Raw genomic sequence first — 217 nt, 5'->3', positions numbered from 1 at the left:
GATGAAGGTCAAGCAGTTACTTTCGAAGTAGAAAATGGTCAACGTGGTCCACAAGCTACAAACGTTCAAAAAGCATAACAAAAAGAATAAAAGAGTAGAAAAAACAGAAATCTGTTTTCTACTCTTTTTTGTTATTTTCTTGTTGAACTAACGCACCCCGTTTAGTTTAAGTACACTTCTTCACAAACTTTCCTCCTAGTTTTTTAGATTTAAGGCT

Annotated in this window: 1 protein-coding gene; it reads left to right on the top strand. The window is 33.6% G+C overall.

The annotated features are described in order from the left end of the window. Positions 1–78, top strand: a 78-nt coding sequence (locus CN514_RS24740; protein WP_176526075.1) for a cold-shock protein, incomplete at its 5' end; no start/stop codon positions are given. Positions 79–217 lie beyond the last annotated feature (139 nt).

It is taken from the genome of Bacillus sp. AFS001701, assembly GCF_002559405.1.
In the GTDB taxonomy this organism is placed as follows: Bacteria; Bacillota; Bacilli; order Bacillales; family Bacillaceae_G; genus Gottfriedia.
Note: the sequence above shows the minus strand (reverse complement) of the source record. Positions and strands in the feature narration are given on the sequence as shown.